Source organism: Bradyrhizobium sp. USDA 327, assembly GCF_041262065.1.
Classification (GTDB): Bacteria; Pseudomonadota; Alphaproteobacteria; order Rhizobiales; family Xanthobacteraceae; genus Bradyrhizobium; species Bradyrhizobium liaoningense.
Map to the genome: position 1 here is coordinate 710,330 of NZ_JBGCCW010000001.1, position 26,676 is coordinate 737,005.

Annotated in this window: 29 protein-coding genes and 1 tRNA gene; 14 read left to right on the forward strand and 16 right to left on the reverse strand. The window is 64.8% G+C overall.

Going from position 1 to position 26,676, the window contains the following annotated elements; genetic code table 11:
* Positions 1-13: 13 nt before the first annotated feature.
* The 8 genes from ABIA42_RS03075 to ABIA42_RS03110 form a co-directional block, all read right to left on the reverse strand.
* Positions 14-835: an enoyl-CoA hydratase/isomerase family protein gene (locus tag ABIA42_RS03075; protein WP_271526860.1), complete on the reverse strand. Its 822-nt coding sequence runs from the start codon at positions 833-835 to the stop codon at positions 14-16.
* A gap of 133 nt (positions 836-968) precedes the next feature.
* Entirely contained in the window at positions 969-1,619 is a 651-nt protein-coding gene (locus tag ABIA42_RS03080; RefSeq protein WP_370115600.1) for an isochorismatase family cysteine hydrolase, read from the reverse strand.
* Positions 1,620-1,633: 14 nt separating this feature from the next.
* Positions 1,634-2,161, reverse strand: a complete 528-nt coding sequence (locus tag ABIA42_RS03085; protein ID WP_370115598.1) for a hypothetical protein — start codon at positions 2,159-2,161, stop codon at positions 1,634-1,636.
* A 360-nt stretch (positions 2,162-2,521) separates the two neighbouring features.
* A complete protein-coding gene (locus ABIA42_RS03090) occupies positions 2,522-3,334 on the reverse strand; it encodes a class I SAM-dependent methyltransferase (protein WP_370115596.1) in 813 nt (270 codons plus the stop codon).
* A 139-nt stretch (positions 3,335-3,473) separates the two neighbouring features.
* On the reverse strand, positions 3,474-4,013 hold the full coding sequence (locus tag ABIA42_RS03095; RefSeq protein WP_370115594.1) for a VOC family protein: 540 nt from the start codon (positions 4,011-4,013) through the stop codon (positions 3,474-3,476).
* Between the two features lie 43 nt (positions 4,014-4,056).
* Positions 4,057-5,025, reverse strand: coding sequence for a Bug family tripartite tricarboxylate transporter substrate binding protein (locus ABIA42_RS03100; protein ID WP_370115592.1), 969 nt, complete (start codon positions 5,023-5,025; stop codon positions 4,057-4,059).
* Positions 5,026-5,275: 250 nt separating this feature from the next.
* The gene (locus ABIA42_RS03105) at positions 5,276-6,169 is read right to left on the reverse strand and encodes an MBL fold metallo-hydrolase (RefSeq protein WP_370115590.1); all 894 of its coding nucleotides are present in this window, start codon (positions 6,167-6,169) and stop codon (positions 5,276-5,278) included.
* A gap of 2 nt (positions 6,170-6,171) precedes the next feature.
* Entirely contained in the window at positions 6,172-7,383 is a 1,212-nt protein-coding gene (locus ABIA42_RS03110) for an ABC transporter substrate-binding protein (RefSeq protein ID WP_370115588.1), read from the reverse strand.
* A gap of 163 nt (positions 7,384-7,546) precedes the next feature.
* On the opposite strand from ABIA42_RS03110, the gene ABIA42_RS03115 reads away from it, so the two are divergent.
* The 7 genes from ABIA42_RS03115 to ABIA42_RS03145 all read left to right on the forward strand — a co-directional run bounded on the left by ABIA42_RS03115 (position 7,547) and on the right by ABIA42_RS03145 (position 13,338).
* Positions 7,547-8,245, forward strand: a complete 699-nt coding sequence (locus ABIA42_RS03115) for a TetR/AcrR family transcriptional regulator (protein WP_271526852.1) — start codon at positions 7,547-7,549, stop codon at positions 8,243-8,245.
* Positions 8,223-8,783 (forward strand): carboxymuconolactone decarboxylase family protein, encoded by a 561-nt coding sequence (locus ABIA42_RS03120; protein WP_370115586.1) that lies wholly within the window; start codon positions 8,223-8,225, stop codon positions 8,781-8,783. Before ABIA42_RS03115 ends, ABIA42_RS03120 begins: the two co-directional genes overlap by 23 nt.
* 1 nt (position 8,784) lies before the next feature.
* Complete coding sequence (locus tag ABIA42_RS03125) at positions 8,785-9,630, forward strand: SDR family NAD(P)-dependent oxidoreductase (protein ID WP_370115584.1); 846 nt, start codon at positions 8,785-8,787, stop codon at positions 9,628-9,630.
* 332 nt (positions 9,631-9,962) lie between these two features.
* Positions 9,963-10,532: a DUF2087 domain-containing protein gene (locus ABIA42_RS03130; protein ID WP_370115582.1), complete on the forward strand. Its 570-nt coding sequence runs from the start codon at positions 9,963-9,965 to the stop codon at positions 10,530-10,532.
* On the forward strand, positions 10,529-11,485 hold the full coding sequence (locus ABIA42_RS03135) for an alpha/beta fold hydrolase (RefSeq protein WP_370115580.1): 957 nt from the start codon (positions 10,529-10,531) through the stop codon (positions 11,483-11,485). Before ABIA42_RS03130 ends, ABIA42_RS03135 begins: the two co-directional genes overlap by 4 nt.
* The gene (locus ABIA42_RS03140; RefSeq protein WP_370115578.1) at positions 11,460-12,044 is read left to right on the forward strand and encodes a HutD family protein; all 585 of its coding nucleotides are present in this window, start codon (positions 11,460-11,462) and stop codon (positions 12,042-12,044) included. The genes ABIA42_RS03135 and ABIA42_RS03140 overlap by 26 nt, the downstream gene beginning before the upstream one ends.
* 103 nt (positions 12,045-12,147) lie before the next feature.
* On the forward strand, positions 12,148-13,338 hold the full coding sequence (locus tag ABIA42_RS03145; protein ID WP_370115576.1) for an adenylate/guanylate cyclase domain-containing protein: 1,191 nt from the start codon (positions 12,148-12,150) through the stop codon (positions 13,336-13,338).
* A 55-nt stretch (positions 13,339-13,393) separates the two neighbouring features.
* Here the strand turns inward: ABIA42_RS03145 and ABIA42_RS03150 are convergent, their stop codons facing one another.
* Positions 13,394-13,573, reverse strand: a complete 180-nt coding sequence (locus ABIA42_RS03150) for a hypothetical protein (RefSeq protein ID WP_370115574.1) — start codon at positions 13,571-13,573, stop codon at positions 13,394-13,396.
* Positions 13,574-13,820: 247 nt separating this feature from the next.
* Positions 13,821-14,189: a rhodanese-like domain-containing protein gene (locus tag ABIA42_RS03155; protein ID WP_028180978.1), complete on the reverse strand. Its 369-nt coding sequence runs from the start codon at positions 14,187-14,189 to the stop codon at positions 13,821-13,823.
* Between the two features lie 523 nt (positions 14,190-14,712).
* Between ABIA42_RS03155 and ABIA42_RS03160 the strand changes: the two genes are divergently transcribed.
* The 4 genes from ABIA42_RS03160 (at position 14,713) to ABIA42_RS03175 (ending at position 17,117) form a co-directional block, all read left to right on the forward strand.
* Positions 14,713-14,937: a hypothetical protein gene (locus ABIA42_RS03160; protein ID WP_271526844.1), complete on the forward strand. Its 225-nt coding sequence runs from the start codon at positions 14,713-14,715 to the stop codon at positions 14,935-14,937.
* 1 nt (position 14,938) lies between these two features.
* Positions 14,939-15,148, forward strand: a complete 210-nt coding sequence (locus ABIA42_RS03165; protein ID WP_028180976.1) for a hypothetical protein — start codon at positions 14,939-14,941, stop codon at positions 15,146-15,148.
* Between the two features lie 281 nt (positions 15,149-15,429).
* Entirely contained in the window at positions 15,430-16,227 is a 798-nt protein-coding gene (locus tag ABIA42_RS03170; RefSeq protein WP_370115571.1) for an adenylate/guanylate cyclase domain-containing protein, read from the forward strand.
* Between the two features lie 129 nt (positions 16,228-16,356).
* Positions 16,357-17,117, forward strand: a protein-coding gene (locus ABIA42_RS03175; protein WP_110115998.1) for an IS5 family transposase whose coding sequence is annotated in 2 segments (ribosomal slippage) — positions 16,357-16,696 and positions 16,696-17,117 — 762 coding nt in all. Because the reading frame shifts where the segments join, the coding sequence is not laid out codon by codon here.
* A gap of 215 nt (positions 17,118-17,332) precedes the next feature.
* Here ABIA42_RS03175 and ABIA42_RS03180 read toward each other — a convergent pair.
* The 3 genes from ABIA42_RS03180 to ABIA42_RS03190 form a co-directional block, all read right to left on the reverse strand.
* The gene (locus ABIA42_RS03180) at positions 17,333-19,036 is read right to left on the reverse strand and encodes an amidohydrolase (RefSeq protein ID WP_370115569.1); all 1,704 of its coding nucleotides are present in this window, start codon (positions 19,034-19,036) and stop codon (positions 17,333-17,335) included.
* A gap of 453 nt (positions 19,037-19,489) precedes the next feature.
* Positions 19,490-19,565, reverse strand: a tRNA-Ile gene (locus ABIA42_RS03185).
* Between the two features lie 430 nt (positions 19,566-19,995).
* Positions 19,996-20,970: a Bug family tripartite tricarboxylate transporter substrate binding protein gene (locus tag ABIA42_RS03190; RefSeq protein ID WP_370115567.1), complete on the reverse strand. Its 975-nt coding sequence runs from the start codon at positions 20,968-20,970 to the stop codon at positions 19,996-19,998.
* A gap of 106 nt (positions 20,971-21,076) precedes the next feature.
* Between ABIA42_RS03190 and ABIA42_RS03195 the strand changes: the two genes are divergently transcribed.
* Positions 21,077-22,051, forward strand: coding sequence for a TAXI family TRAP transporter solute-binding subunit (locus ABIA42_RS03195; RefSeq protein WP_370115565.1), 975 nt, complete (start codon positions 21,077-21,079; stop codon positions 22,049-22,051).
* A 131-nt stretch (positions 22,052-22,182) separates the two neighbouring features.
* On the opposite strand, the gene ABIA42_RS03200 is transcribed toward ABIA42_RS03195, so the two are convergent.
* From ABIA42_RS03200 to ABIA42_RS03210, 3 genes are all read right to left on the reverse strand, one after another.
* Positions 22,183-23,397: an ABC transporter substrate-binding protein gene (locus ABIA42_RS03200; RefSeq protein WP_370115563.1), complete on the reverse strand. Its 1,215-nt coding sequence runs from the start codon at positions 23,395-23,397 to the stop codon at positions 22,183-22,185.
* 100 nt (positions 23,398-23,497) lie between these two features.
* A complete protein-coding gene (locus ABIA42_RS03205; RefSeq protein ID WP_271526838.1) occupies positions 23,498-24,391 on the reverse strand; it encodes a helix-turn-helix transcriptional regulator in 894 nt (297 codons plus the stop codon).
* A gap of 156 nt (positions 24,392-24,547) precedes the next feature.
* Positions 24,548-24,679 (reverse strand): hypothetical protein, encoded by a 132-nt coding sequence (locus ABIA42_RS03210; RefSeq protein ID WP_271526837.1) that lies wholly within the window; start codon positions 24,677-24,679, stop codon positions 24,548-24,550.
* Between ABIA42_RS03210 and ABIA42_RS03215 the strand changes: the two genes are divergently transcribed.
* Positions 24,678-25,505, forward strand: coding sequence for a substrate-binding domain-containing protein (locus tag ABIA42_RS03215; protein WP_271526836.1), 828 nt, complete (start codon positions 24,678-24,680; stop codon positions 25,503-25,505). The genes ABIA42_RS03210 and ABIA42_RS03215 overlap by 2 nt on opposite strands.
* 54 nt (positions 25,506-25,559) lie before the next feature.
* Positions 25,560-26,666: a molybdopterin-binding protein gene (locus ABIA42_RS03220; RefSeq protein WP_271526835.1), complete on the forward strand. Its 1,107-nt coding sequence runs from the start codon at positions 25,560-25,562 to the stop codon at positions 26,664-26,666.
* Positions 26,667-26,676: the final 10 nt, after the last annotated feature.

A 26,676-nucleotide genomic window follows, 5' to 3' on the forward strand; every position in this document is an offset into this window, starting at 1 on the left:
GTCGCTGCGGACATCATCCGAGGTCGGCCACAGCCTGGCCCAGCCGCAGTTCAATGTCGGAACGGAGCTGGAGGCCGCGTTCGACCAGAGCCGCCGCGCGCGCGCGGGTGGCTGGGTGGGAGGCCGAGCTGAAGAAAGCCGACAGCGCCGCCGGAAAAACGCCGTCCGCCGGCAGCGTGACGTCGTTCATCAGGGCCTTGGCACCGACCAGCGCATGCTTTTCGAACGAGGCGAGACGACGGGCAAGCGCATCGACGAATGCCTCGATCTCGCTGTCCGGCAGGGCTCTATTGACGTAGCCGTAGCGCTCAGCCAGGTCGGCTGAAAAGTCGTCGGCGCCCAAGATCACCTCCAGCCCGCGCCCGCGCCCCATCAAGCCGGCCAGCCGCGCCATCGGATTTCCACCGGGTACCGAGCCGAGCCCGACCTCGAACTGCCCCAGGATTGCGCGCTCGCGACTGGCGAAGCGCATATCGCAGGCGAGGACGAATTCGCTTCCCGCGCCGCGTGCGCGGCCACGGATCTCGGCAATGGAGGCGACCGGTGCCCGCGACAGCCGCACGAGCACGTCGATCCACGGGTGCATTCCGGTCGGACCGGGCGGCATCGCCGCGACCTTGGTCTTGTCGGCAAGCACGTCCCAATGCGCGAGAAAGAAATCAGGGTCGGCACTCCGGAATACCACAACCTTCACATGCGCGTCGGTTTCGAGCGCTGCAAGCAGATCCTGCAGTTCGCCAATCGTGTCCGGATCGATCAGGTTGATGGGCGGATTGTTGAACGTGGCGGTCCAGAATGCTGGCAGCGGCTTCTCGATGGTGATCTGTCGGGTCATTGTGGTCTCCATAGATGTTGCGAGGATGTTCGGGCCTACTCGGGCTTGTTGCCCTCGCCGGCGCGCGAGCATCCCTGCCGGGATACCGGCCGATCCGGTCCGATCAGCCGTCCCGATCTTTCGTTGATCCAGCTCATTCGGCAGCGATGATTGCCACCCGGTTTGATGACAGCGCCGCGACGATCTCGTCCGTGGTCACGATGGCACTGGCGTAGTTCGGCATGTTGATCTCGAGCGCTGCGTGCATCATCTCTTCGGAGTAGTCGGCAACCGCATCCTTGACGACGGTGACGTCGTAGCCGAGCTCGGCGGCAAAGCGGACGGTCGCTTCGATGCAGGTGTGCGCGATCAATCCGATGACGATCAGTCGCTGGACGCCATGCCGCTTCAGCTGGAGATCCAGATCGGTATTGGCGAAGCCGCTGGAGCACCAATGCTCGCTGGCGACGATCTCGCCGGGCGCCGGCACGAACTCTGCGCGGAACTCGCCGCCCCAGGTGCCGAATTCGAAGCTCCTGTTCTTCCACGCTCTCCGCTGGATCGGCGCAATGTACTTCCAGGATGCATAATCGCCTTCGCGGTAGCGATGATGCATGGCGTAGAAGACGCGAAGCTTCGCGTCGCGCGCGGCCTGCAGAACCTGCTGCATGTGCGGAACGCAATTGTTCGATTCGGCGACGGCCTTGATCCGCGGCCAGATCTTGCCGCCTTCCGAAATGAAGTCGTTATAGGGATCGACCACCAGGAGCGCCGTGTCGGTCTTGTCGTAGGACAGGTCTGTCATGAGACTCTCCGTCGTCAGGCGTTCGCCAGGGCCGCGCGCTCGATGCTGGCGGCGAACAGAGGCGTCTCGCCCTGATTGTGCGCGATCGAGGCGGGCTGGCGCTGGGCGCGGAACAGGTCGAAGGGGATGCCCTGCTTGCCGATGAACGCCATGAACTCGTCCGTCGCGTACGACCTGACGCGGTTGGTGAACTCGCACTTGCCGGGTTCGATCTCCTTCACGCTCAGCTCCCAGGTCACGTGAATGGTGGTGCGTCCATTGGGCGTGAACACGTCGGAGGTGGAATCGAGGATCAGATGGTCCTTCTCGCCGAGCGTCTCGACATAGTGCTGCACCATGAGGCTGCCGCCGATGATCTCGACATTGATGGACATCCGCTTGCCGTCCGGGGCCGTCGTGAAGCCCGCCGCGATGTGCGCAGGCGAGCAGCCCTGATACTCGCGTTCCGGCATGTTGAAGCACCATTCGGGTATGTCGATCCGGTCGATCGGTGCGTTGATGATGGCGGTGAAACTTGAATCGACGATCTGGTTATTGGTCATCTCCGGAACTCCTCATCGGGTTGCAGGCTCGAGGCTTCACGGCCCTGTGTCTCGACGCTGCGCTGTGTGCTCGCAGGGTCGGCTGGCCGCTCGTCCTGCAACCAAATTGGCGCGGGCCGCCGGAAATTGCTCGTTATGGGTTGTTATAGGTCGTTAGCTTCTGCGGAGCCGTGGAAATCGCGCGGAAAACGCGCAGGCAGTCGCTCTCCGGCGATAGGACAGCCCGGTGTTAGGCACTGCGAGATTTTGTTATGGCGGCGATCGCCGGGAGGCCGCAGGTTTGCGCCCCCGGCCGGGTGGATGCTCACGCCGTTGGTCTCGAAGGCGAGCCGAGGGCGCAGTGGATTGCGGCTTCGGCAATTACGCGCGCGCCTCGATCACGATAGCCTGGATCTTGCCCTCAACCGGGCCGGAGCCATGGCGCGTCCGGATCGCCTCGGCAACGATATCAGTCGCAGCCTGAAGCTTGCTGGCATCCTTTGCCTCGATCTCGCTGCGCAGCGGTGTGCCCTGGCAGAGCGCGGTGGCGACATATTCGGCCGACGGCGCGCGGCTGATCTCAGACCGGGTTTCGATCGATATGTCACGGAAGCCCGCTCGTTCGAGGTCGCCTCTGATGACGGTCTTGTCGTAATAGCCGTGCGGCGTCCGGATCATGAAACGGGGCGGATCGTCGGGAAACAGCTTTTCGAGCGCGACCATCGCTTCCTGTGTGAGCACATTGTCCTCGATGCGATCCCAGACGTTGAAGACGAACGTGCCATCCGCCTTCAAGACTCGCTTCACCTCTCCGTAAGCCTTGATCCGGTCCGGAAAGAACATCGCGCCGAACTGGCAGCAGACCACGTCGAACTCGGCATCGTCGAAGGGCAGGGCCATTCCGTCCGCCTGGCGCCAGGTGATGCGATCATCACCCGCCTGGCGCTGCGCGGCAACAGCCAGCATCGGCTCGTTCAGATCGGTCGCAACGTAGCGGATGCCACCCGGCAGCGCCGCCGCCACGGCGCGGGTCACCGCGCCGGTGCCTGCCGCGATCTCCAGCAGCACGGAGGGCGAGAGCGCAGCAACGCGTCTTGCGATGTCCTCGGCGTAAACGGCGAAGATCATCGGGACGAGATATTCGTCGTAGAGTCTCGGGATCGAGCCGGCGAAAACCTTGTCAGTGTCGGACATGATTGCCTCCCTGAAGGTTCGGACACGAGCCTCAGATTAGCATGGTTTGGCCTCTGCCGCGCCAGGAGCGCCTTTGATCAGCCGGTTCTTGCGTCGTCTTGCGCGCTTCGAACGACATCGGCCAAGCCGGTGATCGGTCCTACGATCGGCTCCCGCCGACCTCGCGGATCGGTCGCGTGCCGTCCCAGTTCATCGCGGCCTGCCGGACCTTCTCGAAGAACGGTCCCTTGGTGCCGCTGATGTCGGAGATCTCGATCACGGTGCCCGGATGGGCCTGCGTGTCGAAATAGGCAAAGCGCCCCTTGTCGCCGCCGATCTGGCCCTCATGGCCGACCCTGTAGCCGAGCCCGAGCGCCCTGTCGTAGAGCGCCTGATAGTCGTGGCTCCAGTACGACATGTGCTGGAGTCCTTCGTGCCCGGCGTCCAAAAATTCCTTGTACAGCGAAGGCGCGTCATTGCGCTGCTGGATCAGCTCGATCTGCAGATCGCCGGAATTGGCGAGGGCAATGCTCATCTCGACCGCGGAATCCTGGCCGCGATGGCGGAACCAATCGGTCTTCACGCGATCCATGTAGTACCAGGGGCCGACGCCCATCACCTCGATCCAGTGCGTCATCGCGGCGTGGATGTCCCGCACCACATATCCGTTCTGGCGCACCGCGCCGAAGATGCGGCTCATGCCCGCGCTCCCATTCTTTCCTTGTTCACGACAGCCCTGCTATTCACTTGACCTCGATCCCGGCGTCCCTGGCAACCTGCTTCCAGGCTGCGATGTCGCGAGCATTGATATCACGCTGTTCCTCGCCGGAGACGAATTGCGGGGTGATGCCGAGCCCGAGCAGCTTTTCCTTCACGACGGCATCGCCGAGCGCCTCCTTGAGCGCCGCCGATAATTTCTGCGCGGTCGGCGGAGCGAGTCCCGCCGGCGCATACATCGCCCAGGACAGGCTGCGGTCGAATGGCACGCCCTGTTCCTTGTAGCTGGCGACATCCGGCAGGCTCGGCGAACGTTCGCCGCAGGCGGCGAGCGCCTTGATCGAGCCGTCCTTCACCAGCGGCGTCGCCGTCGCGACGTCGAGCGTCGCAAGGGAGATGTGGCCGCCGAGCAGATCGCCGGCAAGCTTCGCGATGCCGTTGAACGGCACGTGATCCATCTTGATGCCGGTCTGCTGCATCAGGATCTCCGCGCAGAATTGCCCGGTCGAGCCGACGCCCCAACTGCCGTACTGGATCGGCTCGCCTTTCTTGGCCAGCGCGACCAGGCCCTTGATGTCATTGGCGGCAAAATTCTTGGTCGCGACCAGCATGATCGAGGAGGTGCCGACGCGGCCGATGGTCGTGAAATTCTTGATCGGATCGTAGGGCAGTTTTGGATAGATCGCGGGGGCAAGCACATGCGTGGTCATGCCGCCGACGGTGATGGTGTAGCCGTCATTCGGAGATGTCGCGACCATCTGCGTGCCAAGCGTGCCGGCCGCGCCGGTGTGGTTCTCGATATAAATGGTCTGCCCGAGCGTCTTGCTCATCCTGTCCGCAAGCAGCCGGCCGACCACGTCGCCGCCGCCGCCGGCCGCATAGGGCAGCAGCATCTTGATCTTCCGGGTGGGGTAGGCGGCAGGGTCCTCGGCGCATGCCGGCAATCCCGCCGACAGCAATGCGAGCAATGAGAGCGTGACCGTGCGCAGCATCATGTTGCATCTCCTGAAGAAGAATAGGTTTTGATTGAATCGATGCGGGCCACGAGCTCGGATCACCTCTCCCATAGGGAGAGGTCGGGTCGCATCGAAAGATGCGATCCGGGTGAGGGGTTACGGTCTCGCTTCGCATTGCGGCCCCTCACCCGGATTGCTCAGGCGCGCAATCGCGCGCCCAAGCAATCCGACCTCTCCCCGCTGGGGAGAGGTGACCTCCGGGGCCGCCGATCGATCTCAGCTTCATAGTCTAGTCCTCGAAACGAAATCGATAGGCCTCGCCGTGCCGGATCACGCGCCCCGCGGTCGGTGCCGGGAAATGGCCGGTGAGCAGGTAGCTCGGCGTGTCCGCCAGCTCCTCCAGCAGCGCCATTCGCGTTGCGAGTGCCGCAGCTGGATCGACGTCGGCGGCATTCGACAGCCAAGGCGCGGCGCACTGGATCGGATGATGGATGACGTCGCCGGACATCACCGCGTGATCGTGGCCGCCATTGAGGTGGATCTGCATGTTGCCGGCGGTGTGGCCGGGCGCCGGCGCGAAGCGCAGGGCCGCGTCGCGATCGCTAAACAGGCGGTGGTCGGTCTCGACCAATTCGGCAAGGCCGGCCGCGACCACCGGCAGCACGGAATCCGCGAACGCACCATGGTTCACTGGGTTGTTCGGCGCAGCATTGTGCGCGGCCTCGAAATGGCGGTACTCGGCCCGCCCCATCAGATAGCGCGCGTTGGGGAAGGTCGGCACCCAGCGCCCGTCCACGAGGCGCGTGTTCCAGCCGACGTGATCGACATGCAGGTGCGTGCACATCACGAAATCGACCTGCTCGGGGCCAACGCCCAGCGCCTGCAAGTTTCTGAGATAGGGCTGATTCAGGTTGTTCCACGCTGGCACGCGCGGTCGATGCTTGTGATTGCCGCAGCAGGTGTCGACGATCGCGGTCCAGCGCGGCGTGCGCACCAGGTAGGAATGGTGGCTGAGAATGAAGCGGCCGGTCTCCGGCTCGATATAGCGGTGGTCGAGCCAGCCCCGGTTCTCCGCGATCACCGCGTCGGTGACGTTGGCGAACAGCCAGCTTTTGTCGAAGGCAAGCGCGGGGATCTCGCTGACGAGATCGACCCGCATGCTGCCGATCCTGACCTGTCGCATGATCAGTTCTTCAGGAGATCACCGAACGGCACCCAACGCGTGCCGTCAAAACGGATCAATTGAAGGCTCGTCATCGGCGTAAAGCGCTCGGGCGAATTGCTCACGGCGGTGCCGTTGATCAGCATCGGCAGGCGCACGTCTTTCATGGAGGTCGCCTGCTTCATGACGTTGGTGCGGGTGAGGTCGTTGCCTGATGCCTTCAGCACCGTCACCAGCGTCTGCGCGATGGTGTAGCCGTAGACGTTGAGCCAGTCGCTCTTGTTGGCGTCCGGCATGTACTTGTCCATGAACGCCAGCCACTCCTTGTAGCCGGCATCGTCCTTCAGCGCGGGGTCGGTCGCGTCCTTCAGATATTGGCTGGAGATGACGCCGGTGGAATTGTCCTTGCCGGCCGGCTCCAGCACGCCGCTGATCGAGGCGGAGACGTTGGAGATGATGGTCACGGGCTTCCAGCCGATCTCGCCGATCTTGCGGATCGCCTGCGCCGCGAATTTCGGCGTCGCCGCGACGAGCACGACATCCGCGCCCGCGGTCTTCAATTGCAGGATCTGGGTGTCGACGGTCGGGGCCGAGGTCTCGTAAGCCGCCCGCGCGACGATCGCCTCGCCGCTCCCGAGTCCTTCCTCCAGCGCCTTCAGATAGTCCTTGCCGAGATCGTCGTTCTGGTAGAGCACGCCGACCTTTGCGTTGGCGTGGCTCGCCTTGATGTACTTGGCATAGGCGATCGCCTCGTCGCGATAGGTCGGCTGCCAGCCGACGGTCCACGGAAAATTCTTCGGGTCGTCCCACTTGGCGGCGCCGGAGCCGAGGAAGAGCTGCGGCACCTTGCGGTCGTTGAGATATTTGTGCACGGCGCTGTTGGTTGGCGTGCCGACGCCGCCGAAGATCAAAAGCACTTCCTCGCTCTCGACCAGTCGCCGGGTCTGCTCCACCGTCTTGGGCGGGCTGTAGGCGTCGTCGGCGATGATCATCTGGACACGCCGTCCGTTGACGCCGCCCTCGTCATTGACTTTCCGGAAATAGGCTTCCGCCGATTTCGCGATCTGCGCGAAGGCCGACACCGGGCCGCTCAGCGGCGCGGTGGTGCCGATCTTGATGGTCTTGTCGTCGGCGCCGGGATCGTATTTCGCGCTTTGGGCCTGGGCAGGGCTTGCTGCGAGCAGCGGCAACAGGATGCAAGCCGCGGCTAGGCGAGGGCGGGCAAAGCGCGCCATGACGTCGTCTCCCAAAATTGCTCTCCGCCTCTCGATGGAGCGGAGTTGAAACGCGAGAACAGTGCCCGAAAGCGATCTTGCGGGCCGCGACCGTTGCCGCCAGGCGAAACGAACGATCGTTCGTACGGTTGACTAGCGAACGATCGTTCGTTAGTCAAGCCACATGGCTGTCCACACCTCCAGCGCGGCGGAAGCGGCTGCGCCCACCACCCGCGAGCGCATCCTCACCGAGGCGCTCAATCTGTTCGCGCAGAGCGGCTATGGCGGCGCCTCGATGCGCGAGCTCGCGCGGCGCGTCGGCATCCGCGAGAGCAGCCTCTACAATCATTTCCCGGGCAAGGCCGCGATCCTGGAGGCGATCGTCGCCGAGCACGGTCCCGCCAGCTCGGCGAGCCGGCTGGAGGAGCCGCGCTATAGGCAGCTCGCGCGACAGCCCGCCGCGTTCTGCCGTCAGTTCGCGCTCGACCTCGTCGAGCAATGGTCCGATCCGCGCGAGCACCAGTTCCAGAAGGTGATCACCGCCGAGCGCAACCGCGTCCCCGGCATCCGTGCCAAATTCGCCGATCATTTCTATGCGCGCGAACAGAGCTTGATGACGGACTATTTCCGCGGCTTCTCGCTCGCCGGCCTGATCTCGACGCCCGATCCGCGCGAGACCGCGCGGCTGTTCGCCGCCGGGCTGATCTACATCCGTCTCGAACACTACGTGATGGGCGCGGCGCCCTCGCCGCGGGCGAAGGTGATCGAGGCGCTCGACCGCTACCTCGCGTTCTTCCTGTCGCTGATCGCGGCAGGGAATGACGACGACAACAAGAAACGAAAGCCCAAGGGAGAAACGCGTGGCAAGGCTGCCCCTGATTGATCCGGAGACGACGAGCGGCGACATCCGCGCCTCGTTCGACCGCATGCCGGTCAAGCTCAATATCTTCCGCATGATGGCCCATGCCGAGGCGAACATGATCCCGGCGATGCGGCTCGGCAATTCGATTCTGCACAAGCAGAAGCTCTCGGCCGTCAACCGCGAGCTGCTGATCCTCCAGGCCGCGCAGCTCGAAGGCGGCGCCTATGAATGGCGCCAGCACGTGCCGATCGCGCTCGGTGTCGGCTGTACGCAAGAACAGATCGATGCCGTCGAGCGCGCAGATTACGACGCCGCCGCGCTGGGTGAGGCCGAGCGTGCGCTGCTGAAGTTCGGCCGCGAGGTGGTCGAGAACGTCCGGATAGCCGAGGCGACCTTCGCGGCTGCGCGAAACCACTTCAGCGACCAGGAGATCGTCGAATCCATCGTCACGCTCGGCTTCTACATGATGATGGCCCGCCTCACCGAGGCGACCGAGACCGATCTCGATCCCGCAGCCGGTATGAAGGTCTATGACGGCGGCAAGAGGCCGGGTGGCTGAGATGGCGGAGACCGATAGCAAGCCGGAGCGCTACGTCCGTGCGCCGAGCGCGGAATCGCTGGGCGAGGCGCCGGGCAGGGGACGCCTGACAGGGCGCCGCATCCTCATCGTCGGCGGCGGCCAGCGCGTCTTCGACGCCGCCACCGACCCGGTCGGCAACGGCCGGGCCATGAGCATTCTGTGCGCACGCGAAGGTGCGAAGGTCGCGGTCGCCGATCTCAACCGCAGCGCTGCCGAGCAGACCGTCAAGCGCATCACCGATGAAGGCGGCGAGGGCTTTGCCATCGCCGCCGACGTGACGTCCGAGGCCGACGTCGTTCGCATGATCGCGGAAGCGCACGGCGCCATGGGCGGGCTCGACGGCATGGTGCTGAACATCGGCACCTTCGGCAAGGTCGGGCTCGATGCCGTCAGCCCCGAGGAGTGGAATAGAATCTACGACGTCAACGTCCGCGGCCCCATGCTGTGCTGCCGCGCCGCCCTGCCGAAGTTCGACGATGGCGGCGCCATCGTCTTCATCTCCTCGATCGCCGCGCTGAAAGCCGGCTCGCAGATGGCGGTGTACGATTCCTCCAAGGCCGCGCTCGGCGGCCTCATGCGCAACATCGCCCATCTCGGGTCGCGCCGCGGCATCCGCGCCAACCTCGTCTATCCCGGCCTCGTCGACACACCCAACGGCCGCGAAGCCGGCGCCGGCCGCCCCAACCGCGGCAAGGGCCACGTTCCCTTCGGCCGCCAGGCCACCGCCTGGGAGATCGCCTACGCCGTGCTGTTTTTCCTCTCGGACGAAAGCGTCTACGTCACCGCGCAGACCCTCGCGGTCGATAGCGGCCTGAGCGGGATGTAGGCGCGGCCGCGCTCGTACCGAGCTGATGTGTGACCGCTGCCGACAGTTCATATCGGCTGCGACAGCGGCATTGACGTCGAAATAGCGGCCCGAATTCTGGCACGTCGTGCTGCGATAAACGCGGTGCCGCGCATCGCGGATGTCAGGCCCTTGAGCTCGCTGGGCGTCTATAGTAAGGGTTTGCCCGGGTCTGCAGTTCACCCAGGCGTCACCGTCCCGCGAGGGAAGCTAAACCTGCAAGGCTCAATCGAATCGACACCAAACCTCGTGCCGCGTCGTAAGCCGGTGACCTCCGACAATCCACCTGTGGATCGGCACATCGAGGATTGGTCATGTCCAGAACACCCATTGCGTTCGTTGCGGGCGACATCTCCGCGCTCGCGAAATCCCTGCGCGCCCAGCTTCTGGAGCGCACGTCGCCACCGGGTCACGTCGAGTTGCTCAACATTCTTGCGCGTGCGACGGGACACCGGAACTATCAGCATTTCCGCGCAGGCGCGGTCGGCACTGCCGTGGATGACCGCGGGACGCGGGCGACCGGGGACGAGGCGGTCGATCTGAAGCGCGTGCAGCGCGCGGCGCGCCATTTCGATGAACGCGGCAGGCTGCTTCGCTGGCCGGCCCGCCACAGTTTGCAGCAGCTGAGCCTCTGGGTGTTGTGGGCCGGCTTTCCGCCGCGATGCAGTCTGGCCGAGGCGGAAGTGAAGACGCTGTTGAAGCGCCAGCATGTCTTCGCCGATGATGCCTTGCTGCGCCGTGCGCTGTGTGATCACGGCCTGGTCGTCCGCACGTCCGACGGACGCGCGTATCGCCGGATCGAGCGTCGGCCGCCGGCGGGGGCTGCGGCGCTTCTGCGTTGCCTCAAGGCCGGCACAGCCGGGCGACCGGAAGCCGCGACATGACCGTAGATCCAAATGCATTGCCGCTCGCCGGGCCTGCTCCGGTCTCGGTGCGGACCTCTCGCGGCGCGATCCAGTGCGCAATCGCGGGCGAGGGGCCGGCCATCCTGGCCGTCCATGGGGGCATGGGCGGTCACGACCAGTCGTGGCTGCTGGCCCGCGCCCTCGCGAAGACGCTCAGGGGCAAGCGGGTGGTGGCCGTGTCCCGCCCCGGCTATCTCGGCTCGGCCCTCGAGCTTGGCGCGTCACCCGACGAACAGGCCGATCTCTACGGCGCGCTGCTCGACGTGATCGGGATTTCGACCGTGGCGGTCGTCGCGGTCTCCGCCGGCGGCCCTTCGGCGCTGCAATTTGCCGCGCGGCATCCCTCGCGCTGCCGCTCGCTCGTGCTGGTCTCGGCCGGCACGGGCACGCTGCAAACGCCGCCGGAGATTGCCACGCGCCTGCGCATGATGCGCCACCTTGCGCGTCTTCCCGGACTGCCGCGCGTGCTGAGGTGGCAGGCTGAACGAAATCCGCAAGCCGGTGCGCGCCGCTCGATCCCCGATGATGCCATGCGCGAACGGACCTTGAGACATCCGGCGGCAGGTCCGCTGTTCGGCGCCTTGCAGTCGAGTGTGTTCCAGCGTCTGCATGCGCGGCTTCCTGGGACCGTCAACGACATCGCGCAGTTTGCCGCGCTGGGACAGTTGCCCGCGGGATCGATCTCGGCGCCCACCCTCGTCGTGCACGGCCGCGCCGACAACGTCGTGCCGTTCTCGCATGCCGAGAATGTCTGCCGGGCAATCCCGCAGGCGAAGCTGCTGGCGCTCCCCGATGGCGGCCACGTATCGCTGTTCACGCATTTGGACGTGGTGCGGCAGGAAGCCGAACCGCTCCTGGACGCGCGCGCCGGCGCTCCATCGCACCCTCTTCGTGTCGAGGATCTCCATGAAAGCAACACTGCTCAAGCCTGACGACTATACCCGCTCGCCGTGGAAGAATGGCGGCGGCATCTTCACCGACATTGCGGACGCTCACCGGGACGGTGCGCAACAGAAGAACTGGGACAGCCTTCTCTGGCGCTTTGCTTCGACGCCGATCATGGCGTCCGGTCCGTTCTCCTACATGCCAGGCATCGACCGTTTGCAGATGGTCGTGGGCGGGCGCGGGCTCGTGCTGAAGTCGCCCACGCGGGAATTCGACGAACGTGAACCTTTTACGACCGTGCGCTTCACCGGCGAGCTCGAGATCGTCACCGAGCTCGAGGCCGGCCCGGTCGAGGTCGTGAACCTGATGGCGCGGCGCGGTGCAGCGGAGATTGATCTCCTCGCGCTCAGGGAGCCCAGCGAGCGGCCGCTCGCGGTGGGCACGCATCTCGTCTACGCCGCTCGCGGGGAATGCCGCATCCGTCTCGATGACGAGAGTTTTGCGATTCCCGACGAAGGCACGCTGCAGGTCGAGCTGACGGAGCCAGCAATGCTTGCGCTCGTCTCGGGTCTGGCGGTGCTGGGGTCGATCAGGATCGTGGGCTAGGAGCGAAGCCGCTGCGCACAATCCATGCAACTGGCCAGGTTGACGCCGCCGGGCCGGAGCATGATATCTGCCTTGCAACAGACCGCAGCTCGAGGGGCAGAATATGACCGCGCCAGACAACCATGCCCCCACGCCTGCCGATGGCGTCATCGACTGGCTGACCAACGGCACGCGCGATGAGCGCTTCATCGACGATATCTTCGCGCAGATGTGCATCCGCCTGCAGCAGGCGGGCATTCCGGTGAAGCGTGCGACGCTCCACGTGTTGATCAATCACCCGCAATGGCTGGGGGCCCGCATGATGTGGTCCGACGGGAGCCGCGAGGCCGAGATTGCGCTGGTCGACTATGAAGTCCGCGAGCGGCCCGAATATATCGGCAGCGCCGCTCACGAGATCCATGACGGCGCCATCGAACTGCGCGAGAGGCTCGAGCAGGATCCCTCGCTCGGCCGCAAGCACGCCCTCTATGACGAGATGCGCGCCAAGGGCCTCACCGATTATGTCGCATGGCCGCTCTACCATACGCTCGGCAAGCGGCACATCGTCACCTTCGCGACCGACCGGCCCGGCGGCTTCGACGATGCGCATATCGCCGGCCTGAAGAAGCTGTTGCCGGTGCTGGCGCTGGTCAGCGAGATCCGCATCAAGAACCGGCTGGCACGGACGCTGCTGGAGACCTATGTCGGCTCCCATGCCGGCGAGCTGATCCTTGCCGGCGCCACGAGGCGCGGCACCGGCACCACCGTCCGCGCCGCGATCATGATCTGCGACCTCCGGGATTTCACCAAGATTTCCGACAACTGGCCGCGCGACGACGTCATCGACCTGCTCAACGACTATTTCGACGCGATGTCGGAGCCGATTGCGCGGCACGGCGGTGAGATCCTGAAATTCATCGGCGACGGACTGCTCGCGATCTTCCCGCTCAGCGCGCCCGACGCCTGCGCAAACCTGCTGCATGCCGTGGCCGAGGCCCGGCAGGCCATGGTCGCGCTGAACGAGCGGAACAGCGGCACCGGCCGTGCGCCGCTGAACTACGGCATCGGCGTCCATGTCGGCGACGTCATGTACGGCAATATCGGATCGGCCAGCCGGCTCGACTTCACCGTCATCGGCCCGGCCGTCAACATGGCCTCCCGCCTCGAGGCGCTGACCAAGACGATCGGCAAGAAGGTGCTGCTGTCACGCGCCTTCGCCGAGCTGGTGGAGAAAGAGTTCGCCCTGGAGCATGTCGGCCAGCACGAGGTGCGCGGCTTCAGCGAGCCGATCGATCTGTTTGCGTATCCGGAGTGAGCCGCGAACGGCTGCCGAAAGCGAGGCGTCTATTTGCGGTTCGTGCCGGTTGAGTTTAGGCCGACCAGCGATCCTGCTCCTCCCTGTGCGCGTGCTCGTTCAGCCGCTCGGCGATCTCATTCGCAATCTGCTCCGATTCGGCCTCGGCGACGGGCTCGCCCTTGTGCGTCTTCAGCTTGTCCTTGTCGGCTTCGATCGGGAAGTCGTCGGGCTTCAGTTCGTTTTCCCTGGTCATGACACGCCTCGCGCGGTTCTCGGCAGAGGGAAAACGCGCGTGAAGGCGGATCGTTGCGTCAAGGATGAAGCTTCGATCGACCGAGCAAGTCAGGCGCCGCCGATCGCCCGGGTGACGGTCCCGCCCCCCCGCACGTGGCGCAGGGAGCGCCAATAGGGGCGCGGCACCAAGGTCCGCGCCCCAGATCGATCGTTCATGGCCGTGATGTGCAAGCGCCAGGAAACGGGAACCGCGCTGCCTGTTCCGCCTATTTCTCGACCGCGCCGGACCAATCCTTGAAGCCGCCGACGTTGTAGACCTTGTCGTAGCCCATATCCTTCAGCACCTTCCCGGCCAGCGCCGATCTGCCGCCGGACGCGCAATAGAGGATCACGGTCTTGGTCTTGTCGAACGCCTTGTCGTGATAGGGCGACTCCGGATCGGCGCGAAACTCCAGCATCCCGCGCGAGACGTTCACGGCGCCCGCGATCTTGCCGCTGGCGGCGACTTCCGGCGCATCGCGAACGTCGACGACCAGCGTGTCACCGTTCTTGATCATCTCGGCCGCCTGGTCGGAGGTGATTTTCGGGACCGCCGCGTTCGCAGCTTCCAGCATTTGCTTGACACTCGTTGCCATGGGTTCTCTCTCTCCTGCCGCCCCCGCAGGAGGATAGCACATCGCTTTTCACTGCGCCTCCTCCAGCCGACGGACGCCGCGCCGGGCAGGCCGGCGTTAGCCGGCCCGTCATGTGCCGGGCCGGGCGTCGTGCGGATGCGCAATTGAGGGCGCCTTGGTGAAAGAGATCGCCGCGCAGGACTCGTAGACTGGTTTCGTTGGCGGCTCAGACGACGAATGCCGCCCGCGTCATCGGGAGGCGAGGCAAGCCCCGGTGCAGCAGAAGAGGTGATCGGCGACATCAGGCGCGACAACGAGAGGAGACGTCAATGCCAACCTGCTCCGCAAATCTTCATGGTCGAACCGGGCGCTGCGCCGTTTGCGACGGCCGGTTCGGCCTGGTCAGGTATTACGCGTGGCGCAAGCCTCTCTGCTCGAAGAAGTGTGTCGAACGTTTCGCGACCCGCCGCCGGGATGACCGCGACTGGTTCGGCCGTGTCCCGATCGCCTTCGAAATATCTCCAGAGAACCACGCGAGGATGCCATGACCCTGCAGATGTCACGACGAGGCAAGCAATACATGGAAACGGCGCAGAGCCTGCTGCGCGCTGCGATGAGCATGACCGACGAGGTGGTCGCGACGCGGCTGAAGCTGCTGGCCGATGATTATCAGCGCCGCGCCGAAAAGGCCTCGAGCGTCGATGCCGCCAAACCGGCGGCGCGCTCGGCGGCCAGGCCCGAATACGATTGGTCGAAGGAGCTGACGTGAGATGATCAGGATCATCGCCGTGCTCTGCAGCCTCTCGTCTCCGACGGACTGTCATGAACAGATCGTCACGACCTCGGACTTCGCGGATGTGACGATGCAGTCCTGCCTGATCGGCGCGCCGCAGCTCGCCGAATGGATGGCGCAGCATCCGGCCGAACGTCTGGCCGGGTGGCGCTGCACGATCGGCAAACAGGGCGGCAGAGGAATTTAGGCTGCCAGCCTGGGGGCGCAGTGCAGGGCAATCGCAAATGGCATCTTCTCAGGGAGAAGCCAAGCGCATCGGTGCCCGCTGAAACTGCTGCCGCGCACTCCGTCCTCATCCTGAGGGCCCGCCAACGGCGGGCGTCTCGAAGGATGGCCACAGGGACGTCGCTTCCACCTGCGATTGCTCTGCAGGGCGGGGGGGCGGATTGGGAGTCCGGTTGCCAACGCCGGGTTGTGCGACTAGGTTTTGCGACAAGCTACGCCCAAACGGTCTTTGGCCGCACATTCATGCCGAAATTCCTTCGCATCGGTGTCCATCAGTCGAACGTCTCCGGGTACACGTCGAAGGCGTGGTGCGTCAGGCGCGTTGGCTCGGCGGTCTTCCTGAAGTGGGGCGCCGTGGAGGTGCATGGCGCCGGTGCCGGCCGCAAGGTCTACTGGTCGCGACTGCCGCAGGAGAAGACAGTTCGTTGCGGCAGCGCGCAGCGCGCGCAGGACTACACCAGAGCCGCGATCGCGCGGCGCCGCAACCATCGCTATGAGCCGCTGACCGGACCCATCGCGAACCGGAGCCCCTCGGCCGCACGCAGCGCCGAGCTCAAGCAGGCGCTCGCCACCATCCTGATCGTCGACATCGTCGGCTCCACCGCGAAGGCCGCCAAGCTCGGCGATGCGCGCTGGACCAAGGTGATGGGCCATTACTATGCCGCGGTCCGCAAGGAGCTGAAGACGTGCGGCGGCAAGGAGGTCGTGACCACCGGCGACGGCGTGCTCGCGACCTTCAAGAAGCCCGCCGCCGGCATCGCCTGCGCGACCGCGATCCAGAAAGCCATGCGCACGCTCGGCCTCGAGATCCGGGTCGGCCTGCACGCCGGCGAATACACCATCAGCGGCGGCGAAATGGTCGGCCTCGCCTTCCACATCGGCACCCGCGTCGCAGCGAAAGCGCGCGCCGGCGAGGTGCTGGTGTCGAGCGCGGTGAAGGAGCTGATGACATCGCAGGCGCAGATCAGCCTGAGGGATCACGGCGTGCACCGGCTCAAGGGCGTGCCGGAACGGTGGAGGCTGTGGCGGGTGGAGGGGTGAGGGATCGCGGGGCCATTGATGTAAATCCCTTCTCCCGCGCGAGCCTGTTGCTGGTGGGATGTACTAGGGTCTGTACCTAAATAGCGCCACGTGATTCTCTTGCCTACGTGTTGATTCGGGGGCGAGAGAATGCGCGCTGGTTTGTTTTGGCTGAACGACAGGCAATGGGCGCGTATCGAACCGCATCTGCCGAGGGGACTGACGGGGCCGGATCGGGACGACGACCGACGCATCGTCAGCGGCATCATTCACATGCTGCAATCGGGTGCACGATGGCGTGATTGTCCACGTGAATACGGCCCTTACACGACGATCTACAATCGCTTCAATCGCTGGGCCAAGCGAGGACGATGGTGCGCAATCTTCGAAGCGCTGGCCAAGCCTGGCGAAGACGGCGTCGTACTGTCGCTCGACTCGACCTCGATTAAAGCTCACCGGTGTGCCTCCGGCGGAAAAGGGGGGAGCACAATCAAGCAATCGGCCGCTCGCGCGGAGGCCGCACGACAAAAATCCATGCGCTGAGCGATCCGCTCTGCCGGCCGGTCGTCCTGCATCTGACTCCAGGCCAGGATGCCGATATCGCTGCGGCTCCCGATGTCCTGGCGCTCGCGCCACCCATGAGCGTGCTCCTCGCCGACAAAGGGTATGATGGCGACAAGCTTCGCGGCGAAATCATTCGTCGTGGCGCCAAGCCCGTAATCCCCAATAAATCTAACCGTGTCGTCATCCATCGCTTCAACAAACGCGCCTACAAAGGACGAAATGTCATCGAACGCTGCTTTTGCAGGCTCAAGGACTTCCGGCGCATCGCCACGCGATATGACAAGCTCGCCCGTAATTTTTTGGCCGCTGTTCATCTCGCCGCTCTCGTCGCATATTGGCTCAATTGAGTCTGGACCCTAGAACTCGTGGAACAAAGCGGCCTGCTCGACTTGCCGATGCCCCATCATGATCTTCAGTCCTGCCAACGAGACAGACTGAATCACTGATCTACCTGCGTCCTTTCAACAGAAGCGCCCCTTAGCTGGCCCCAGCCCTTCGCGCCCTCGAAGTGAGAGGACCGACCAGCGGTCCGTATTTCCTTCAATTTCGAGCTCACTGTACTTCAGCGCTGGAACACAACCCTGCCGCCGACGATCGTGATGTCCGTCTTTATGTCCTTGATCTGCTCCTCCGGTACGGCCATGTAGTCCGCGGAAAGGACCGCGAAGTCGGCAAGCTTCCCGGACTGGATCGTTCCCTTCCGCCCTTCATCGAACGTGTAGCGCGAAGCTGCAGACGTATAGAGCCGGAGTGCCTGCTCACGGCTGATGGCTTCCGAGGATCCGTACACGCTTCCCTTGGGATCCTTTCGGGTCACCATGATGTACATGTTGAGAAACGGGTTAATCGGGTTGACGGGAAAGTCGGTGCCGGCACCAAGACTGTCAAGCCCCATCGTCGCGATCAACGTCTTAGTCGGCACCGCGCGGTCGGCGGTAGGCCGACCCAAGAAGCGTTCGACCGTCGCGGCCTTGTCCCACATGAACACGTTCTGGAAATCCACTCTGACCCCGAGCTTGCGCGCACGCTCCATCTGCTCCGGCCTGATCAGACTCGCGTGAATGAGAACGAAACGACGATCCCGGATCGACTTTTCCTTGTCGACTGCTTCAAACGCGTCGAGAACCTGGTCGATGCCGAGGTCGCCAACGACATGAACCCCCACACGCCAACCGAAGCGGTTACAGATCGAGACGAGCTTCGTCAGCCGCTCGGGGGTCTGTTGGGCGACGCCGTGGTAGTTGTCGTGAGAGTCAGGATAGACATCGCGCATTAGCGCCGTCTTCAGAGTCATGCCGCCATCGTAGAAGATCTTGATGCCGGCAAACCTGACCCAGTCGTCGCCGAATCCGGACGAGGCGCCGTTCCCCGACATGACGGCTTCCCACGAGCTAAGATCGGCGGGCGGTTCTGGCCGGAACATCAAACCTGTTCGCAGGGTCGCCTTGCCAGACGCCGCGATCTTCTGCAGGATGCGGACGTCGCGCGCTTCCGTCGCACCTTCGACTGCGCTTGTGATTCCAAAACTGTTGAGCGCGCCTTCGGCGATCATGAATTGTCTGATCTCGTCTTCTTCCGTCCATGGCGGAACGGCCTTCTCGACGCGGTCGATCGCCGTCTCGACGAGGACGCCAGTCAAGTCGCCGGTCGAATCGCGCTCGAAAGAGCCGCCACTCGGATCGGCGGTGGTCTTGTCGACACCAACGATTTCCAAAGCCTTCGTGTTCGCCATCGAGAAATGCCCGACGGTTCGCAAATAAACCGGGTTATCTGGAGCGACGCTATCGATCTCCTGCCGTGTCAGATAGCGTTTCTCCGCAAGTTGCGACGGGGGATGCCACGCGCCACCCACGATCCATTCGCCCGGCTTCTTCTTGACTGCGAATGTCTTGATGGCTTCGAGTGCGTCGGCGACCGTCCTCGCACGGCTCATATTGACGACGTAATCCGCAAGACCGGCAGCCTTGAAGTGGGCATGGGTGTCGATCAGACCGGGAACCACGGTCTTGCCGGAGACATCGAGTACCTGCGTGCGCGCGCCGGCAAGCGACCGGATCGATGCGCTAGTCCCTGTCGCAAGAATTCGTCCGTCCCGAACTGCGATCGCCTCGGTCACGCTCGATTGCTCGTCGAGCGTCAGAACCTTTCCGTTGACGAGAACGAGGTCGGGCGCTCCGAGGTCCAGCGGCTGAGCCACTGTCGAAGGAGCGCCTGCTATCAGCACTAGTGCGCCAAGCGTCGCGAGTGTCGCCAACTTGCAGGCCATTGCATCCCCCTCAACACTCGTTGTTCAATAGACGAACAGTTCTTCTTCCCAGAATACTTTCCGATCAATTGCGGATCAATGCTTCGTCGAACGATCACGCCGCGGTGGTTGCGCACCATCGGCAATGATCGTCGAACAATCGAAAAGATTGCTGCCAGGACGACCGTTCCGGGATGGGCATGCGCTTCAATCTACCTGCATCTGCGGGCCAGCGCCGGCCGCTCGAACTTCACCAGCAGGGGCGCGGGCTCCTGCCTGAATGCCCATGATGACGCGCTTGCGCTCAGGGAATCACCTCGTCCATATGCCGTGCTTGAGAGCGCAGCGTAGGCCGGATCGTGGAGCATAATCCGCTTCGGCCTCTATGAGATCGAGTCGTTCTGAGAACGAGATTGAGTCGTTCAAGGCGGAGATCGAGTCGCTTTCAAAGTGTCCGCATAGTGGCGGGGCAACTGGTGGGCCCGGCAGGACTCGAACCTGCAACCAGACCGTTATGAGCGGCCGGCTCTAACCATTGAGCTACAGGCCCCGCCGCGAGGCGGCCGCTTTGGTCGCGGCCGGCAACGGTGCGCGGTTCGTTTACAGGGCCCGAGGCGGGGGTGCAATCCTCAAGCGTTTTCAAGGCGAAGGGATCCCCGGTGTACGCCTGGAAAGCGCGGCAAAGTGAGTGGCCCTTATCGAGGGCAGCCGCCGGTGCTGCGCGGAACACGCGGCGCGGCGAATGATCGGACGATCGCGGAATTCGGAATAGTCGCATTCTGCCACTGTTTTGCCCGACAAGTCAAACGGCCCTGGCGATCATCCGGCCGCGGCCTATTTGACGCTTCCGTAACCCGCTGTGATTGCACACTTCTTCTACTGTGCATGGGGTTGTTTTCGCACTTTTTGTTTTGAGAGGGCCTGTTGGCCCCCTCGAACGTTGTGCCGGCGAGCGACAGATCCCGCGAGGGGGCCGCTGCCTAGTCCACCGAGACCCCGGCGAACTCGACGACCTTGCGCCATTTCTCGGTTTCGCTTGCGACCAGCTTGCCGAACTCGGCCGGCGTCATCGGCTTTGGGATGCCGCCGGTCTCAGCGAGCTTTGCCACCAGCTTCGGGTCCTTCAGCGCTTCGCCGACGGCCTTGTTGAGGATCTCGATCACCTCGGGCGGCGTGCCCTTCGGTGCGGAGATGCCGTAGAAGCCGACCGATTCGAAGCCCGGCACGGTCTCGGCGATCGCGGGCACGTCGGGCACGCTCGGCCAGCGCTGCGGCGAGGTCACGCCGAGCGCGCGGACGTTGCCGCCCTTCACCTGCTCCATGGCCGAGGGTAGGTTGTCGAAGATCAGCTGCACCTTGTTGGAGATGATGTCGGGGAAGGCGATGGCCGAGCCGCGATAGGGCACGTGCACCATGTCGCACTTCGTCATCACCTTGAACAGCTCGGCCGACATGTGCACCGAGGTGCCGTTGCCGGACGAGGCAAAGGAGATCTTGCCGGGATTGGCCTTGCAATAGTCGATGAACTCCTGAACGGTCTTGGGGGGAAACGCGTTGGAGACGACCAGCATGTTGGTGAGCTGCATGATGCTCGCGACCGGCACGGTGTCGCGCAGGAAGTCGAACGGCAGCTTCTTGTAGAGCGAGGTCGAGATCGCGTTGTTGGGCGCGACGAACAGCAGGGTGTAACCGTCCGGCGGCGAATTGATCGCGGCGGCGGCGGCGATGTTGCCGCCGGAGCCGGTGCGGTTCTCGACGATGACCTGCTGGCCGAGCCGCTCCGACAGCCACTGCGCCATGATCCGCGCCACGATGTCGACCGGGCCGCCGGCGGAAAAGCCGATCAGCCAGTGCACGGGACGGTCGGGATAGGCGGCGGAGGCGGGAGGGGTGGTGCTGAAAAGACCTAAGAGGACTGCGAGCCCGAACAAACCGTGACGCAAAATTCGCACCATGACGTCTCCCATTGCTTTATTGTCGTTGGCTGCATGCTTTCACAAAATCGGGTCGCTGCCTATATCGTCGCAAGTCGGTGTTGACGCAGGTCCGCCGGGAGCGACCATGAGATTCGCGATGACCCTTCTCGGTGCGGCGCTGCTCGCAAGTCCCGCTGCCGGCCAAACCGGAGGCACGGCCATTCCGACCACGACGATCAGCCTGACTATCAGCCTCGGGACCGCGACGCCCGGCGGCGGCTTCCCGCTCTATGGCAACGCCTTTGCCGAGGTGATGAACGCGGCCGATCCGCAAATGTCCATCGTCCCGCGCAACACCAGGGGCAGCAACGAGAACATCCCGCTGCTGGAGAAGGGCGAGCTCGATCTCGCGCTGGTCGCGGGCGAGCCGGCCTATGAGGCCTTTGCCGGCATCGGCCGCGCACCCGTGCGGCTGAAGATCCTCACGGCGATCTATTCCAACCCCGGCATGTTCGTGGTGCGCGCGGACAGTCCCTACAGGACGATCCGCGATCTCGTCGGACAACCCGTCGCGTTCGGCGCCAAGGGCTCGGGCCTGCCAATCCTGGCGCGCTATGTGCTGGACGGGCTCGGCCTGAAGCAGGACGAGGACTTCAAGGCGGTCTATCTCGACCGCGCCGGCGACGGCCCGGCGATGGTCGAGGATGGCCGCGTCGCCGCGCTGTGGGGCGCCGGCATCGGCTGGCCCGGCTTTGCCGCGGTGGCATCGAGCGCGGCAGGCGCGCGCTTCATCGCGCCCAATGCCGAAGAGATCACGCGCATCCGCGCCAGGCACGCGTTCCTGAAGCCGCTCACCGTGCCGGCGGGCAGCTATCCGAACCAGACCGCGCCGATCGCTTCGCTCGGCTCCTGGAGTTTTGTCCTCACGCGCGAGGATCTGCCTGACGATGTCGCCTATCGGCTCGCGAAGACGCTGCACGGCGTCGAGGCGACGTTCTGCAGGAAGCTCGCGCAGGCCTGCGAGACCAATGCGGCGAACACGGTCGCGGCCGCGCCGAAGGCCGAGCTGATCCATCCGGGCGTCTCAAAGTACTTCCGAGAGATCGGCGCCATGAAGTAGCACGCTGCTGCACGCCCACACTCGTCATGGCCGGGCTTGTCCCGGCCATCCACGCGCCACCGCGCCGAAGAAAGACGTGGATGCCCGGGTCAAGCCCGGGCATGACGACCTATGTGTGTCCGGCTACACCGTCACTTCTTCACCATCGCACAGGCCGGGTCCGGCGGGCCGAACGCCTTGTCGCCGGAGATGGTCGTGAGGATCTTGTAATAGTCCCACGGATATTTGCTCTCCTCCGGCGTCTTCACCTGCACCAGCCAGAGGTCGTGCACCATCAGATTGTCCTCGCGCAGTTTGCCGTTGCGCGCGAAGAAGTCCTCGATCGGTTTTTCCCGCATCTTGGCGGCGACCTTGAGCGGATCGTCGGTGCCGGTCTCCTTGATGGCGTTGAGATAGTGCATCACGCTGGAATAGACGCCGGCCTGCCACATCGACGGCATCTTGTTCAACTTGGCGAAATAGCGCTTCGACCATTCGCGGGTCTTGTCGTCCATGTCCCAGTAGAACGACGTGGTCAGGAGCAGGCCCTGCGCCGCCTGCAGGCCGAGTCCGTGGATGTCGGTGATCAACGCGAGCAGCGCCGCCATCTGCTGGCCGCCCTTGAACACGCCGAATTCCGAACCGGTCTTGATCTCGTTCATGTTGTTGGGGGGACCGGCGGCAATGCCGATGATCTTGGCCTTGGAGGCCTGGGCCTGCAGCACGAAGGAGGAGAGGTCGGGGGTCGCCAGCGGCGGCCGTACCGAGCCCAGCACCTTGCCGCCATTGGCGGTGACGACCGCGGACGCATCGCGCTCCAGCGAGTGGCCGAAGGCGTAGTCGTCGGTGATGAAGAACCAGCTGTCGCCGCCGCGCTTGACCACCGCATCCGCGGTTCCAACCGCGAGCGCGCGGGTGTCGAACACCCATTGGATCGCGTAAGGCGAGCAGAACTTGCCGTGGAAATCGGCGGTGCCGGTGGAGTGGGTGATGAACAGCCGCTTCTTCTCGTTGGCGACGTTCTGCACCGCGAGCCCGACCGCGGAGACCGGAACGTCGACGATCAGATCGACCTGGTCGACGTCGTACCAGCGCCGCGCGATCGTGCCGCCGATATCGGCCTTGAGCTGGTGGTCGCCGATCACGATGCTGATCGGCTTACCGAGCACGGTGCCGCCGAAATCGTCGATCGCCATCTGCGCCGCGGTGACCGAGCCCTGGCCGGTCGGCGCGGAGGCGGGACCGTTCATGTCGGTGAGCACGCCGATCTTGACGACGTCGTCGGAGACCTGCGCCATTGCGGCACCCGGCAGCAATGCCGTCACCAAGGCAGCCGCGACCGGCAGTCCAAATCTGGTTGGATTCACGTTTGTCCTCCCCTGAGCCGGCTCGTTGGCCGGCGTTGCGTCCGGGTACGGCCCGGCTGAATTGGTTTCTTTTGCAACTATTCGGGGGCGGGCGTCAATGTCAGGCTGCGAAGCGGATCTGTCCTGCCGGCGAGGGATCGTAACCGGTCAGCTCATCGGCGCGCTGGTGCAGCCGCCGGTCGTTCAGGAAGCGGAGCACGGCCTGCATCGCCGGGCGGAAATAGCTGCGCTGCCGCATCGCGAGGTCGAGATTCTCCCAGACCAGCGGCACGAAATCGAGACCGGCCGAGCGCGCCGCCGCGCGCGTCGCGATGCCGCAATCGGCCTGGCCGGCGCGGACCAGTTCGGCAAGATCCGGCCCGGTCAGGGCTGCGGTTTCGATCCGGCGCAAATCGCGCGTCGAGGCGCCCGCGCGCTTCAGGAGCACGTCGAGCAGCATCTGCGCGCCCGTGCCCTGTTGCCGCATCGCCATCCGGGCGCCGAGTGCGAGCACGTCGGTCAGGCTGTGCAGCCGCTTGGGATTGCCGTGCGGCAGCACCAGACCCTCTTCGCGGCGCACGAACGCGACCAGCACCACATCATGCAGGTCCGGCGTGGCCCGCAGGGCTTCGATACTGGCGTCGCTGGCGAGATCGTCGGAGGGGGTCAAGGCGTGGAAGTGCACCGCCGCAGCCATCACCTCGTTGCGTTGCAGGCGCTCGAGCCCGCGCGCGCTGCCCTCGCTCATCGATCCCAGGCCAGAGCCGGATTCGCGCAGGCTCCAATCCAATAGTTCGTCCTGGCTGCCGCCGACGACCGGCGGCGGCTCCGCGATCATCATGCCGGCCGGACGTGCCAGTCCCGACAGGACCCAGAGGTCGAGTTCGTGTCGCGGGAAGAGCCATTTCCCCGTCACTTTGGTGCAGGGGATCGCACCGGTGGTGACGAGTTCGTAAAGCTTGCGTTCGCCGAGCCGAAGATAGTCGGCGGCTTCGCTGGTCGTCAGGAATTCCATCCTGCATTCCTATGCAAATTATTGCTTCTTTTTGACGCCCGACGCAGGTGGAATTCTGCATTTCAGATTTTTTGTCGGCGGGAACCATGCCCGATCATCTCGCCGCTTTGCAATACATCAGCACGCGCGTCTTCTGCTTTGGTGAACGATCCTGAATCAATCGCTCGCGAGGCGCGCTTCGGCGGCGTTGCCGAAATTTCCCGGCCAGGCCGCGCGCAAGCGCGTCACGAGTGCGGCGCAATCGCTCATCATCATGATCGCATCATAGCCAAGGGGAACCCCGATCATGGGCCGCCTGTCCGTTGTATTTGCGCTTCTCTGCGGGCTTGCCGCGGGCGTTGCGGCGTCATCCGCGGAAGACCGCGCCATCGTCCTCGCCACGACCACGGCGACGCAGGAGTCCGGCCTGCTCGATCATCTGCTGCCGATCTTCCGCGACAAGACCGGCATCGTCGTCACCGTGATCGCGCGGCGCGCCGACGAAGTGCTCGATGGGGCACGACGGGGCGAGGTCGACGTCGTGCTGATGCACGCGCGGCCCCAGGAGGAGAAATTCATCGCGGACGGATTTGGCGTGAAGCGCTACGACGTGATGTACAACGATTATGTGCTGATTGGGCCGAAGAGCGACCCCGCGGGCGTGAAGGGCAAGGACATCGCGACGGCGCTGAAGGCGATCGAAGCCAAGGGCGCGCCGTTCGTGACGCGTGGCGATCGGTCGGGCACCCACGCCGCGGAACTCGCGCTGTGGATCGTCGCCGGCATCGACATCGCCGGCGCCAAGGGCGCCTGGTATCGCGAGGTCGGGCAGGGAATGGCCTCGGCGCTCCACGCGGCGCGCGCCGCGAATGCATATGTGCTGGCGGACCGCGGCAGCTGGATCGCCTTCAAGGATCGCGGCGATCTCGACATCGTCGTCGAAGGCGACAGGCGGCTGCTTAACCAGTACGGCGTGATGCTGGTCAACCCCGCGAAGTTTCCGAACGTGAAGAAAGACCTCGGGCAGACCTTCATCGACTGGCTGACATCGCCGGAGGGGCAGACGGCGATCGCCGGCTACAAGGTCGACGGGCAGCAACTGTTCTTCCCCAACTCGGACAGGTCGGGCGGCTGACGCCCGCATCGCCGGCGGTTGCCAAAGCGGGCGATGCATGGTCCATCATGGCGCATGACCCAGCGCCTGCCACCATCGCTGACGCCGCTCGACACCGCCCTCGCCGCGTTGCTGGACGGGCTTGAGCCGCGTGCAGTGGTGGAGCTGCAACTGGCGGAAGCGGCCGGCTGTATCGCGGCGGGCACGCCGCTGCTCGCGGCCCGCCCGTCCCACGACATCGCCGCCGCGGACGGCTGGGCGCTGCGCGCCAACGGTCTCGTCGGCGCGTCCTCTTATTCGCCGCTGCCTTTGACAAGCGCGCCCGTGTGGGTCGAGGCCGGCGACGCGATGCCGGCAGGATCCGACTGTGTGCTCGATGCCGATGCCGTGGAGGTGTCGGGGCCGCTCGTGCAGGTGCTGGCGGAGGGCGTGCCCGGACAGGGCGTCCGGCGCGCCGGCAGCGACATCGCGGAAGGCGCGCCTGCCGGCGCCGAGGGCTATCCGGTCGGTGCGGCCGATCTCTTGATGGCGCGCGTTGCGGGTCTGGAAAAGCTCGGCGTGCGGCGGCCCCGGCTGCACATTGTCAATGTTCCGGGCGCAGCGGCAACGATGCATATGGTCGCCGGGCTCGCGCGGGCGGCGGGACTCGACGTCGAGACGCGTCACGCTCGAGCACGCGACGAAGCATCGATTGCCGATGTGCTCGATGCGTCCTCTTGCGATCTTCTGCTGACGATCGGCGGCAGCGGGGTTGGCCGGCAGGACGCCGCCATCACGGCCCTGGCCCGGCGCGGTGAGGTGATGGTGCACGGCCTTGCGCTCGCGCCCGGACGCACTGCCGCGGCCGGACGGCTCGGACAGGTTCCCGTCGTCGCCTTGCCCGGCTCGCCCGATCATGCGCTTGCGGCCTGGCTCGCGCTCGTGCTGCCGCTCGTCGATCGTCTGTCGGCGCGTCGGCCGCGCCAGCGGATGACCCTGCCGCTCGCGCGAAAAATCGCATCCAGTGTCGGCATCGCCGAGATGGCTTTGCTGGCCGGGGAACATCGCGCCTGGATGCCGCTTGCCGTGGGCGAATGGCCGCTCCAGGCCATTGCCCGTGCGGATGCATGGCTGCTCATTCCCGCCAGTCACGAGGGATTTGCGGCAGGTACGCCGGTCGATGCCCATCTGTTGCGGGAGTGATATGGGTCCT